General features: G+C 45.7%; 10 protein-coding genes and 1 pseudogene. 1 reads left to right on the top strand and 10 read right to left on the bottom strand.

Features of this window, described 5'->3' with window-relative positions; genetic code table 11:
* Window positions 1-208 precede the first annotated feature (208 nt).
* The 4 genes from QZ998_RS06725 to QZ998_RS06710 all read right to left on the bottom strand — a co-directional run bounded on the left by QZ998_RS06725 (window position 209) and on the right by QZ998_RS06710 (window position 4845).
* A complete protein-coding gene (locus tag QZ998_RS06725; protein ID WP_296559110.1) occupies window positions 209-1672 on the bottom strand; it encodes an MFS transporter in 1464 nt (487 codons plus the stop codon).
* 167 nt (window positions 1673-1839) lie between these two features.
* Window positions 1840-2469, bottom strand: coding sequence for a DUF3786 domain-containing protein (locus QZ998_RS06720; protein ID WP_296559109.1), 630 nt, complete (start codon window positions 2467-2469; stop codon window positions 1840-1842).
* Window positions 2470-2527: 58 nt separating this feature from the next.
* Complete coding sequence (locus QZ998_RS06715; RefSeq protein WP_296559107.1) at window positions 2528-3814, bottom strand: DUF2254 domain-containing protein; 1287 nt, start codon at window positions 3812-3814, stop codon at window positions 2528-2530.
* A 116-nt stretch (window positions 3815-3930) separates the two neighbouring features.
* Entirely contained in the window at window positions 3931-4845 is a 915-nt protein-coding gene (locus QZ998_RS06710; RefSeq protein WP_296559106.1) for a mechanosensitive ion channel domain-containing protein, read from the bottom strand.
* Window positions 4846-5062: 217 nt separating this feature from the next.
* Here QZ998_RS06710 and QZ998_RS06705 point away from each other — a divergent pair.
* Window positions 5063-5197, top strand: a pseudogene (locus QZ998_RS06705) (Lrp/AsnC family transcriptional regulator); the annotation flags it as partial.
* 302 nt (window positions 5198-5499) lie between these two features.
* Here QZ998_RS06705 and sdaAA read toward each other — a convergent pair.
* The 6 genes from sdaAA to gcvH all read right to left on the bottom strand — a co-directional run bounded on the left by sdaAA (window position 5500) and on the right by gcvH (window position 13024).
* Entirely contained in the window at window positions 5500-6375 is an 876-nt protein-coding gene (gene sdaAA / locus QZ998_RS06700; RefSeq protein ID WP_296559103.1) for an L-serine ammonia-lyase, iron-sulfur-dependent, subunit alpha, read from the bottom strand.
* Window positions 6376-6383: 8 nt separating this feature from the next.
* Entirely contained in the window at window positions 6384-7046 is a 663-nt protein-coding gene (gene sdaAB, locus QZ998_RS06695; protein WP_296559101.1) for an L-serine ammonia-lyase, iron-sulfur-dependent subunit beta, read from the bottom strand.
* Between the two features lie 102 nt (window positions 7047-7148).
* Window positions 7149-8606, bottom strand: a complete 1458-nt coding sequence (gene gcvPB, locus QZ998_RS06690) for an aminomethyl-transferring glycine dehydrogenase subunit GcvPB (protein ID WP_296559099.1) — start codon at window positions 8604-8606, stop codon at window positions 7149-7151.
* Entirely contained in the window at window positions 8599-9945 is a 1347-nt protein-coding gene (gcvPA, locus tag QZ998_RS06685; protein ID WP_296559098.1) for an aminomethyl-transferring glycine dehydrogenase subunit GcvPA, read from the bottom strand. Before gcvPA ends, gcvPB begins: the two co-directional genes overlap by 8 nt.
* Before the next feature lie 33 nt (window positions 9946-9978).
* The gene (gene gcvT, locus QZ998_RS06680) at window positions 9979-12621 is read right to left on the bottom strand and encodes a glycine cleavage system aminomethyltransferase GcvT (RefSeq protein WP_296559096.1); all 2643 of its coding nucleotides are present in this window, start codon (window positions 12619-12621) and stop codon (window positions 9979-9981) included.
* A 25-nt stretch (window positions 12622-12646) separates the two neighbouring features.
* Complete coding sequence (gene gcvH / locus QZ998_RS06675) at window positions 12647-13024, bottom strand: glycine cleavage system protein GcvH (protein WP_296559203.1); 378 nt, start codon at window positions 13022-13024, stop codon at window positions 12647-12649.
* Window positions 13025-13116: the final 92 nt, after the last annotated feature.

Below are 13116 nucleotides of genomic sequence, written 5' to 3'. Positions count from 1 at the left end.
ATTTTCAGCACCCCGATGAGGCGGTGAAAAAAAGCAAAAAAAATAATCACCAACACAAATATGGGTTACCCGGATTTGGTTGGTGATTATTGTTTTATCGATTGATTTTTATATCCACATCCAACCGCCACGTGATCTTAACTAGAAAACAAGCTGGCTAACGTACTGACAGCTTTATTCTTTTGCAAGCTGCTGTTTTCCGGTTTGCTTATTCCGGTCCGGTGTTTATATCCTTTTGGCTCGTCACGGCTTGATCGATCACTTTTGACTTTTTTCCTAAGAGCCGAAAAAATGTCAGCCCCGCCCCAATCAGACAGATCATAGCCGCCGTTATATAGACGATTCTCATCCCGTTAATAAAGGCGCCGTTTTGACCGGCGACATAATCCGTCACTCGATAGCCCAGCTCTCCGCTCATACTGCCGTAAAGCAGGGTGGTAGCCAAGGCAATCCCTGAAACCATGCCCATATTTCGGGCCAGGGCATTGATGCTCCCTGCAATCCCCAGCTGATCTCTTGCCACGGTTGACATGACCAGTGAATTGTTGGGGGATTGAAACAAGCCCATGCCTACCGATAAGACAACAATAAAGATTATCATGGTCATCAGTGTCGACTGTTCAGAAAGGGTTGACATCAAAAACAAACCCAAACTGATCAGCAGCAGACCAATAAAAGTTAACCATTCCGATCCGATTTTATCGGATAAATGGCCGCTAACCGGTGACACCACGGTTAAAATCAATGGAAAAATCATCATAATCAAACCCGCCTGCTCGGGTTTGTAGGTCATCACATCCTGAAGGTAGAATGGTTGAATAATATTGTTGCAGAAAAGCCCCACAAAGGTAATAAAGGCGCAAAATATACTCAACGAAAATAATTTATTTTTAAAAATATCCAAGGGGATCAAGGGGTTTTTACCTTTTTGTTCAACCCGGATAAAGGCGATAAAGGATACCATTGATAGACTAAAGCTGGTCAATATCAGCGGATTGGCAAAACCCAGACCTTGTAGCTGGCCCACTGCCACAAATAATGGCACGATGCTGAGCATAAACAGCCCCGCTCCCAGCATATCAAGCTTACCCTTTGCTTTTTGATTGCTTCTTGGCAGTAACTTGATGGCAAAAATTAGTACCATCACGCCCACCGGAACATTGATTAGAAAAATATATTCCCAACTGGAGGTTCCGACAATGATCCCACCCAGCCCGGGACCAACTAGTGATCCCAATGCCACGGCGGTGCCGACAAAACCCAATGCCCTGCCGCGCTCAGCTGCCGGAAAAACCTGGGTGATGATCCCCTGATTGTTGGCCATGGTTGCAGCGGCACCAACCGCCTGAACAATCCGAGCCCCGATCAGTACCGGAAAAGCACTGGTGCTGCCGCAAAGCAGCGATCCGATGGTAAACAGCGCAATGCCGATGGTATAGATCTTGGCCTTACCCAACATATCCCCCAGTTTTCCAAAAATGAGGATAATTCCCACAATGACAATCAGATAACTGGTTACCACCAGCTGGATTTGCGATGTATCAACATCCATCGCCCGAGCCATTTGAGGTAGAGCGACATTGACGATACTGCTATCCAGAGTTGCCATAAAGGTCGACATGACCACAATGAGTAGAATTGGCCATTTGTTTTTGTCATCGTTTTTTTCCATTTACGTCCTTCTTCCTCAAGTCGCAGCTACCAAAAGCTGAAAGCCTCGCTTTTTCCAAATAATGAGCTGAGCCACTAACAAGAAACCACCCTTGAATCATCTTTTTTGGTCACTGCTCCGAGATCCTCTGGTTACTTTTGAAACTTTTTGACCATCGCTGTTATTGGCTATGCCAATCGCTTGAAACCGGCGGCATCCAAAAGGCGGTTGACCAGATCCATGCCGATGCCAATGACAGTTTCCTCATGGGTAAACTCGGTAATCTTTTGATCAAACAGGATGGTTGCCTGGGCGGGAAGTTCATCATCGCCATCCCAGAATAAAAACCGGATTGGCATGCAGGTAAAGGCCATCGCCTGAAATCCGGCGTCAGAATTTGGCAATCGTTCAAAGCCCAGTTTTTCGGCGGCATCAATCAATTGGCCAGTTTTACCTTCAAAGGCTTTGGCAAAAGGAATCAAGGTTGATTTTTTAAACGCCGGACTAAATGGTGCCGCTCCTCTGAGTTCATGGAGGGGAATAAAATTATTAGCATTTCTCGGTGCTTCTTTTGAGAAATAAAACAAATGGTAAATGGCCGATTGGGTATAAAAGTCGACCTCTTCTTCCGGCCTTTTAACCTCGCTAATGCTGGCATCCGTACGGTTAATTTCGTAGTCAACGCCAAAGTAAGTTATCGGTAAATTATTTTCATTATATCCGGGTAGGCCAAGCGCTGCATAGCGTTCTTGGTAGTCAAACTCCAGCGCTTTCAGACGCCAATATTCACATACTTTTTTGTAATTATTAATTTCCATTTTCTTCTCTCTTTCTTAACTTAACACTGTACAATTTAATGTAGCGATGTGTCTAGTGTCAACTAATCAAATCGACATATTCTTTTTCAATTTTGCTAAATTCTAAATTACCAAAAGCTTTGTTTTCCGGTTTATTAAATACATGTTTTGCATAATTATCAATTATTTCAAGATTATCTTGGCTTGCCCTGGCTTTTATAAATCGCAAAGATTTTAATCCTGCCACCACAACTGATACATCTTTTTGCCCATAAAACATAATTTGATTATACGCATCAAACAACAGCATTTCAAAATCAAAAGCTTCATAAATTATAAACCCCCATTGATCGTGCTCTTTTAATAAAATATAACCCTTTTCAATATTTGCTAAGTCTCTTAATAAAACACCAATGATCTTGAGACAATGGATTGCTGTATTTGGATCATTTATCCCTGGCGAAAGTGCCTTTAAAGCTATTTCAACTATCTTTTGAATCGTAAAACTAAAGTCTTGGTTCTGAGTTTTTTTATTCCCTATCAAAATACATAGATAAAGCTCATTTAAAACTGTCTCCGTGAATACTTCATAACCTTCGAAATATATTCTTAAAATCTTTGTTTCAGTTGAAACGAATTGCCCGACAACTTTTTCAAAGCAAACGATGCACTTATATTTTTGAGCAAAGTTTTTTAATCTTTGATAATCTATTTCTTGAATATAACCATCGGCCGGAGCAAAGACTTTTATGAAATTTTTGTTAGCGATTATTTCATTCAATTTGACTTCTGAAATAATCTCTGATTCTTTTGCGAAATTAGTATACTGTTCGATTTCTCTGATCGCTTCTTCATGAAGCCTAAATATTAAATCACTGGCTTGAATATGGGTTGAAACATTATGGATAAATATTAGGAAGTATACTAGGCCGACGATAATATAAACAACACCTACACTGGCTGCAATGACAAGGTTGCCATCTTTGTTTGTATTAATAAATAGCAATGATGTTATCGCATAGATAAAGCCACTCAGAAAAATACCAAAAGACTTCATTGTCGTCTTATTGTTTAAAAAATTTTCTACAACTCGTGGCGTAAATTGTGACGAATACATTGTCAATACCAGCATTGTTGTTGAAAAAGTAAATGTCGAAATTGTGATGAACGCCCCCGCAACAATGCCTAATACTGCTTGCGCTAAAGCTGTTGTTGTATAGAATATCGCATTTACATAATATAACGATTCCTCAGCATAGACCTTATCAATGATTATAATACTGATCGAGAGTATTAATGCAAGAAAACTATAAATCGTTGGATACAACCAGATACTATTGCGAATCCTATTAAATATTTTATTCATCTAATCATTCCCCTTCATTTTTTTAAAGCATTACTGCTTTCACGGGTAATAACGATGCCGCTACCGACAACAAGGTTTTTACCATTGCTTTGATTCTCATCAAAAACTAACACCACCTATGGGAGATTAATCTTATTTTTGGTTTTTATCTCAATGGGAGGCATTCTCGTCAACGCGAATGTTGCCGAGGCCAGCTCAACCTGACCGGAAGTGCTCTCTACTCTCTCAAGGATTTTTGTGAACAGCTGATCCTTTATAACCACGCGCATTTTATAGTCGACCACATACCGAAGGGTAAACTCGACCCAGTTATCATTGGCAATAATATTCACCATGGGATGGGTCGAGGCGTTTTCAATCAAAAACTTTTGTACCATGATCTCCCAATGCTTCTCTGCTTCATCAGAATAGTCACTGACAACTTCTTGAGCAACATCATAGAGGATTTCTCTTGCCAGGGTGTAATTACTTCCGTATTGAACCGGAATCTTAATCTCATCCCATAGAAAAGGAAAATCCGCAGAGTAGTTATATACGGGCTCCTTAAAGACAAAGCTGTTAGAGATTCTTACAATTCTTCCATTATATAAGTCTCCTTCCACCCATTCGCCTATTTCCATGATGGTGGTTCGTAAGACGCCGACATCAATAACGTCACCTTTGATGCCTCCCATCAATACCCGATCTCCTGACTTATAAATATCACTAGCCAAAATCGCGATCCATCCAGCGATGCTTGTAATGACTTCCTGCAGGGCAAAAGCAATCCCAGCTCCGGCTATCCCGAAAAAAATTGTTAACGATCCCAGACTCTCTCGATAAATGATTGAGAGCAACAGTAGAATGATAAAATACCCAACCAGGTTAATGGCCTTTCTGCTCCGATAGGAATTGTTATGATCTTTGATATGTCTGCTCATGCGAGACCGAATTAAGTTTTTCACCGTCAAAATTACGATCACGCCTACTACAACCAGAATCAGTTGCAGAAGGCGAGGATTTTGCATCGCAATGTTGAGATATTCTTCCATGGAAATCCTCCTCAATTTTTGACTGTTTCATCTGCCCTATCATGATTTTTATTATAGCATTTATCATTGCGGAATTACTGTATTTATTTCGACTTTTCAAAATTGGAAAAAAAACCGCTGACATAGTCTTTTTTAAGGTTTTATTTACCTGATCGCGATTCCAGGTTAAGATCTGAATATTCTGCACCAATCAAAACAAGAAACAATCACGCCGCTGCTATTAGCAAAGATATCCAGCACCAATGAACTGGACAGCTTTATCGGAGAATTGCAACGATTTGGCCGGACTAAAACGCTGATTGTTTTCTCGACTTCTGTGGAACACCGGGGGATCCAGTTTTCACTAGAGTAAAGCTGCTCAAGTAAAAGCGATGAGTCAAAAAATGGAAAAGGCAGCGGGTTGATGAACCGCTGCCTCTAGTCGTGAAGTGAAAAAGATGTCGAAACTTTATCACTTGACAAATTCTAGCGTGTTAAGCTTAACTTTCTCTGTAAAGTTACACATACTTAAGCATATGTTAAAGAAAGATGAAAATCAGTGTAATTTATTTCCAATTATTCCTAAAGGTTATTTATTAAGAATCAATCCTGCCGGTCTTTCTAATCGCAGCTTTGCCTGCTAGTCCGTTAATACCTGATTATCCCACCCTGTATTTAACGTAAGATCTCGCGGGCAATTTTCTTTGCGGTGGGGGTGTCGGCCAGACCGCCTTCGGCTGTTTCTTTTAATGCTTTTGGCATCGCATCGCCAATGGCTTTCATGGCGCCAATCACCTCATCGACCGGAATGGTGCTCTCAATCCCGGCTAGAGCCATCTCAGCCGCAACCAGGGCATTGGCTGCACCGCTGGCATTACGCTTGATACACGGCACCTCGACCAGACCGGCAACCGGATCACAGACCAAACCCAGCACACTTTTTAAGGCGAACGCACAGGCATGGGCACTCATTTGCGGGCTACCCCCCATTAATTCAACCGCCGCCGCCGCAGCCATCGCCGCAGCACTGCCGCATTCTGCCTGGCAGCCGCCTTCCGCGCCGGAAATGCTGGCCTTTTTGGCAATCACCATGCCCAGTCCCGCGGCGGTAAAAAGGCTCATCACCACCTGATCCTCAGCTAAATGGTGTTCTTCTTTTAGGGTCAGCAAGAGGGCGGGAATAATCCCGCAGGAACCGGCCGTCGGTGCTGCGACAATTCTGCCCATACAGGCATTGACTTCAGCAATCGCCAAGGCCTTTGCCAGGGTTTCACTCAGCACCTTGCCGCTCAGCGACCTGCCGCCATCAACCACCTGTTTCATTTTATTGGCATCGCCACCACTTAAACCGCTTGCCGATAGACTCTGTGACGCGAGTCCACTTTTGGCAGCGGCCGCCATCACGTGAAGGCTTTTACGCATCAGCTCAAGGAGTTCATCTTTTGACTGTTCCATATGCAGGGCCTGATCCTCAAGCACCAGCTCCGAAATTCGCTTCCCCTTTTTTCTGGCCTTATCTGCCAATTCCTGTATCGAATCATAAGTAATCATCTTCGCTCCTAATAGATTGGTTCAATTAATACCGCCTTTTTTACCGTCTTGACCGCTTCGATTAAACTGACCACTTCAGCTTTGACCGCCTGATCGGTTTCAATCACCATCATCGCCTCACCGCCGCGATGGGAACGGTACATATTGAGCTCGGCAATGTTAATCCCATGATCCGCCAGCAGTTTGGTTACCGCCGCAATCACCCCAGGGGTATCAGTGTGGGGGATCAGCAGGGTATAATAGTCGCCCTTAAATTTGACATTGATCTCATTGATCCGGTTAACGACAATTCTGCCGCCGCCGACTGATGAGCCCTGGACAATTGTTTTTTTGCCCAATTGATCAACCGCTGAAATCAAGGCCGTGTTGGGGTGAACCGCTTGATTACTGGACTTTCTAAATTTAAAACTCATCCCCGCCTGGCCGGCCAGCGCCAGGCTGTCTTTAATCCGCTCATCGTCCGGTGCCATACCCAGCAGGCCAGCAATAATCGCTTTATCGGTGCCGTGCCCCTTATAAGTTTGGGCAAAGGAACCATAGAGCTCAATGGTCACCGCAACCGGTTGTCCGCCTGCGACCACTCGGGCGATTTGACCGATGCGCACCGCGCCGGCGGTATGGGAACTGGACGGGCCGACCATAATCGGTCCGATAATATCAAATACATTCATGCCAACCTCCACTTTGGGGCAACCACTTTTTCAGGCACCACTATTTGATTCTGCTTTGATCCTCGTGCTATTGATACCCGATTTGTATCGGATTATCCACCACTAGACTTTATTATACCGCAGCAGCGGTTTTCGCACTGCTGCGACCTCATCGAGCCGTTTTACCATGCTATCATGAGGTGCTTCCTTTAGAAGCTCGGGATTCGTCTGTGCTTCGCTGGCAATTTGCTGCATCGCCGCGATAAATTGATCCAGGGTTTCCTTACTTTCGGTCTCGGTCGGTTCAATCATCATCGCTTCTTTGACAATTAAGGGAAAATAAATCGTCGGCGGATGATAGCCAAAATCAATCAGCCGTTTGGCAATATCGAGGGCCGAAACCCCAAACTTCATTTGCTTCTGGGCCGAGAAAACCACCTCATGCATACAGATTTTGCCAAAGGGCAATTCGTAATCATCCTCTAGTCTGGCGCGGATATAATTGGCATTAAGGACGGCAATCTCAGATGCCTCCCGAAGACCCGTAGCCCCCAAAGAGCGGATGTAGGCAAAGGCTTTGACGACCACCCCAAAATTGCCATAGAAAGATTTAACCCGGCCAATCGATAAGGGCCGGTTATCATCCAGATAATAGCAATCCTCAGCCCGTTCCACCATCGGACCAGGCAAAAATGGAACCAAGTCTTTTTTGACGCCCACCGGACCTGAACCGGGGCCGCCGCCACCATGGGGGGTGCTGAAGGTTTTGTGCAAATTAAGATGAACCACATCAAAGCCCATGTCGCCAGGCCGGGTCTTGCCCATGATGGCATTCATATTGGCACCGTCGTAATAGAGCAGGCCGCCCGCCTGATGGACAATCTGGGCTATCTCTGCAATATTTTCTTCAAATAAGCCCAATGTACTGGGGTTGGTAAGCATCAGTCCGGCAATTTCATCATTCATCACCGCCTTTAGTGATGGGATATCAACACCACCAAATGCATTGGATTTTACTTCAATCACATCAAAACCAACCACCGCCGCTGAAGCCGGGTTAGTGCCATGGGATGAATCCGGTACGACAATTTTTTGTCGTTTGCTGTCACCGCGGTTCTGATGATAGGCTTTGATAATCATCAGTCCGGCCATCTCGCCATGAGCACCGGCCGCCGGTTGCAGCGATACCCGCTCCATTCCAGTGATTTCTGCCAGCATGATGTCGGTTTGGTATAAAACCGCCAGGCAACCCTGAGCCGTTTTTTCGGCTTGGTAGGGGTGCATCCGGGCAAAGCCGCTATATTTGGCGACATCCTCGTTGACTTTGGGGTTATACTTCATGGTACAGGAACCCAGTGGATAAAAGCCGGAATCGACCCCATGATTCATCTTCGATAAGGCCGTAAAATGGCGAACCGTATCGACTTCGCTGACCTCTGGAAGTTCCGGCAACTGGGCCCTTAAAAAGCCGGCCGGGATGGTGCTACTTAGATCCAATTCGGGAACATCACAGGCTGGTAAGAGGTTGGTTTTTCGGCCTGGAACAGATTTTTCAAAAATCAGTGCTTCGCTCTTAATCACAATAATTCACCGCCTTTTCTACTAAACTATCGATCTCGGTTCGGGTCCGTTTTTCAGTCACCGCCAGCAACCAGCCGTTTTTTAGCTCAGGGTAGGATTTCTCCAGCCCATAGCCGCCGATAATCTGATCTGAGAGTAACGCATTGTTCAGTGCTTCTACCTCACAGGCGCTGCTCACGACAAATTCCTTGAAAAAGGGAGCCGAAAAGGCGGGCGTAAATTTTCCTGATTGGACCAGCTGGTCATGGAGATAGTGGGCTTTATTAAAGCATAGCTTGGCCACTTCTTTTAAACCCTCCTTACCGAGAACTGTCATATAAATCGTCGCAGCCAGGGCATTGAGCGCTTGGTTGGAGCAAATGTTAGAGGTAGCCTTGTCCCGACGGATGTGCTGCTCTCTGGTCTGGAGGGTCAGCACAAAGGCCCGCTTGCCATCAAGATCGGTGGTCTGACCAACGACTCGACCCGGCAGCTTCCGCATCAATGCCTTAGAGGTGGCCATAAAACCAAGACCGGGGCCGCCAAAACTAATCGGATTACCCAGACATTGGCCATCCCCAACGACAATATCAGCCGCCAATTGACCTGGCGATTTTAAGATTGCCAGCGAAATCGGGTCGACACTGGCAATCAGCAGTGCCTTATGGTGGTGGGCTAGTTGGGCGGCCTGACCCAGATCTTCGATGATGCCGAAAAAATTGGGATTCTGGACAATCACCGCCGCGGTTTGATCTGATAAGGCGGCTTCCAGACGGCCGAAATCGATACTACCATTGTCGTAGTCAATCTCTTTGACCTCAATGCCCTTGTATCGGGCATAGGTTTTGATGACTTCGCGACTCTCCGGATGAAGGGTGCTGGCAATGAGCACCTCATTTCTTCTGGTATGGCTACAGGCCATCGCGACCGCCTCAGCCAGGGCGGTGGCACCGTCATACATTGAGGCATTGGCAATATCCATCCCGGTAAGCTCGCAGATCATCGATTGAAACTCGAAGATCGCCTGCAGGGTGCCCTGGCTGATTTCTGGCTGATAGGGAGTATAGGCCGTGTAAAACTCCTGTCGGGCAGTCAGATTACCGACCACGCTGGGAATGTAATGATCATAGGCGCCAGCTCCCAGAAAACAGCTATAGGCATCCAGGTTGGCATTTTGCTGTGACAGCTTTTGCATATAACTGGTCAGCTCCATCTCTGATAGGGCTGGTGGTAATTGAAGCTCGCGGTTTAAACGCACGTGTTTTGGAATGTCGGCAAAAAGTTCTTCTATCGAAGCGATTCCCATCGCTTTGAGCATGGCTTGTTGTTCTTCTTTGGTATGGGATAAATAGGATGACACGCTTTTTTCCCCCTTATAAACTTATTTTTTTATTTAAAACGTATTTTTTAGTTTTTCCAGCTGTGCTGCAATGTCTTCATCATCGAAGCAATATTTAAGACTCGTAAACTGGCCTCTGAGCCGCTTGACATCTTCTTTGACATCTTTATTTCTTAAAATTACATCCGCCATCAAAGACGCGGTTTCGGCAAAGGCTTCTTTGCTAAAACCAAACCGGGTCATTTCAGCGACCCCGATGCGGATCGCGCCAGAAGCGGTAAAACCTTCTTCTTCCGGGGTAGCCTGATAATTAATGATAATATTATTATTTTCCAGGCGATTGGCCACTTCGGGACCGCTGCCATAACCCACTCGCACCACCACCTGATGGGTCTCCGTATAGGAAATGGCCGGGTCTCCTGCCACTTCCAAACCTTCATCTGCCAGACATTTGGCAAAATACTTGGCATTGTCAATGACATTTTTCTGATAAAGATCCTTAAAACAGTTCATTTCATAGCTCGCCATGAGCAGACCCAGCATTGTTCCTAAATGGTGATTGCTGACGCTGCCGGGGAAGGCTCGGGTTTCGATGGTTTCCCAAAGGCCATACTTATAATCGTCCTTGTCATAATTTCCAGCGATGACGCCCCGTTGGCTGCCAAAGAAGGTTTTATGGGTTGAACCGGTGACCAGTTCCGCTCCTTCAGCAAAGGGGTCCTGGAAATGATCTCCGACCAGACCAAGGACATGGGCCATATCGTACATGATGATCGAACTGAGCTTTTGTGCATCGACAAATTCCCGGATTTCCCGGACGGGCTCTTTGTGAAGGACCATGCTCTTACCAAAAATAATCAGCTCGGGCTTATATTGTTCAATGACTTTTTTGGTTTCTGCTACATCAATCTTGAAGGGGTTGTCCTTTTCCACCGGAAAATTGACCACTGCCGTTTTTTCCGTAAGCGGATCGACGGCGATGTAATCGTGGAGGGCACCCATCGGCTGAGCGCTTAAATGACCGCCGCGGATAATATGGTTATTCATCACATAACCCAATCGTTTGGCATCAATCTTGCGGTTGACCCGATTTTTATAATCCATCAGCGCACTGAAGACCGCGACATTGGCCATCTGCCCGCTAATCACCCGGGTTTCTACCTCGGCGCAGCGCAGGTATTTTTTCATTTCTTCCATCAACAGATACTCAATCTCATCAATAAAGGCAGTCCCCTGATAATAAAACACATCATAATCATAAAACGATTTTGTTTTTTTGTGTTCTGCATAACGGAAGGAAGGATCCATCACTGACAATAACCGTACCGCCGCTGAATGGGTCTGCTCAGAGGGGATCAGGTTGATGGTTTCGTGTTGTCTCAAAATGGTATTGTCATAGCTTCTTTCCAGCAGGTTTAGAGCCTTGGTTTCATAATCTGGGGGACTATCAAATTTACGCTCCACTTCAACCCCATAAAGGATCGGTCTGGCAAATGGCGGTGCATCACTTTTCATGTGGTAGGGGGCAATCACTGCCGGTACCATCTTACCGCGGATGTCCACCGCTACCCTATCATTTAGTTCCACATCACCGTTAATCAGGGCCAGGCCAATAGCCCGCATGGCCTTCTCGTCGGTGATTTTACTGTCCAGCCCATATCCTTCGGCCTTTAAATAGGGCACCATGGTGGCACTGGTGATCGTGCCGACTTCTTTGCCATCTTTAAAGACCTTACAACCAGCCCGGGCAATGCCGCGGCCGGTAATGGCAATCGGCCTGACAATCCGAGCCAGATGGGACAGATCTGAAAGCTCCCGTTCCATAATTTTTTTAAAGCCAATATACTGATTCGCCAGGGCTTCCCGGCCGATATAGTCGCCTTTAACCGCCGCAAAGCTGACTGCAAATTTGGCCAGCGGGCAGGAAAATATCGGGATTTCATTCCCGTCACTATCAAGCCCCAGTTCATGTCCATATAAAGGTAGGCCAGCTTCCAGTCTTAAGGTATCGCGGGCACCCAGGCCAATCGCCATGGCACCCAGGTCAAGCAGTTTTTCCCAGATTGCCGGACCCTGATCGGCCTTAGCAAAAAGTTCGAAGCCCAGCGGTTCGCCGGTATAGCCGGTTCGGGCAATTAATAAGTCTTCACCTTGATAATCTAAAATTGCCAAAGCATTTTTAATTGGTTCGGTGAGATTCTCACTGCCAGTCAGTTTTTTTAGCACCGTTTTTGAGTCTGGTCCCTGCAGCGAGATCATCGCAATTTCAGCGGACTGATCAACAATTCGGGCATCAAAGGCGGTAATTTCTTTATTTAGGTGCTGCCAATCTTTTTCAGCATTGGCGGCATTAACCACCAGCAGATAGGTGTCTTCATAAAAGCGGTACAAATAAGCATCGTCCAATGCCCCGCCGCCGTTGTTCTGAATCATCGTGTATTGAGCCTGAAGCAGATCCAGGGCTAAGACATTGTTGGTTAAGACATGTTGTAAAAAGGCGATCGCTTCCTTGCCGGAGACGATGAATCGCCCCATATGGGAGACATCAAAGATTCCTGATTTAATGCGGGTATGAATGTGTTCATCGACAATCCCAGCCGGATACTGGATGGGCATTTCCCAGCCCCCAAAATCGACCAGGCTTGCTCCGGCTTTGACATGATTGTCGTAAAAGAGGGTGCGTTTTAAATTTCCCATTTCTTAATCTCCTGTTTTCTGACTGTTAATCCTGACAAATGGTTTCGTATTCTGTCGCACTCATCAGCTCATCCAGCTCCGCCGGATCATCCATTTCGACACAAACCATCCAATTTTCAAAGGCATCGGCATTGAGCAGTTCCGGTTCATCAACCAGAGCTTCGTTTATTTTAACAACGGTACCGGATACTGGTAAGTAGATATCTGAAGCCGCTTTTACCGATTCCACCACCCCAAAGGCGTCCTCCTTGCCAATTGTATCACCAATCTCTGGCAATTCGACAAAGACGATATCACCCAGGGCATGCTGGGCATAATCGGTAATCCCAATAGTGGCCAGATTGCCCTCAACTTTTACCCACTCATGATTCTTTGAATACTTTAAACCTTCAACAATTTTCATCTTTATAACCATTCCTTTCGCTTCGCTCAAGGCACAAAACGTCGTGAAACATCTTGCCTTTAAGCATCATTCTAATTATTCTATAGCCATAG

Source organism: uncultured Acetobacterium sp. (genome assembly GCF_927416815.1).
GTDB lineage: Bacteria > Bacillota > Clostridia > Eubacteriales > Eubacteriaceae > Acetobacterium.
The sequence above is the reverse complement of the archived record's forward strand: the minus strand, read 5'-3'. Positions and strand labels throughout refer to the sequence as shown.

Excerpts from the sequence above, each read along its gene's own strand:
- QZ998_RS06715 (WP_296559107.1), bottom strand. The coding sequence starts at position 3,814 with ATGAATAAAATATTTAATAGGATTCGCAATAGTATCTGGTTGTATCCA.
- QZ998_RS06725 (WP_296559110.1), bottom strand. The coding sequence starts at position 1,672 with ATGGAAAAAAACGATGACAAAAACAAATGGCCAATTCTACTCATTGTG.
- gcvT (WP_296559096.1), bottom strand. The coding sequence starts at position 12,621 with ATGGGAAATTTAAAACGCACCCTCTTTTACGACAATCATGTCAAAGCC.
- QZ998_RS06710 (WP_296559106.1), bottom strand. The coding sequence starts at position 4,845 with ATGGAAGAATATCTCAACATTGCGATGCAAAATCCTCGCCTTCTGCAA.
- sdaAA (WP_296559103.1), bottom strand. The coding sequence starts at position 6,375 with ATGATTACTTATGATTCGATACAGGAATTGGCAGATAAGGCCAGAAAA.
- sdaAB (WP_296559101.1), bottom strand. The coding sequence starts at position 7,046 with ATGAATGTATTTGATATTATCGGACCGATTATGGTCGGCCCGTCCAGT.
- QZ998_RS06720 (WP_296559109.1), bottom strand. The coding sequence starts at position 2,469 with ATGGAAATTAATAATTACAAAAAAGTATGTGAATATTGGCGTCTGAAA.
- gcvH (WP_296559203.1), bottom strand. The coding sequence starts at position 13,024 with ATGAAAATTGTTGAAGGTTTAAAGTATTCAAAGAATCATGAGTGGGTA.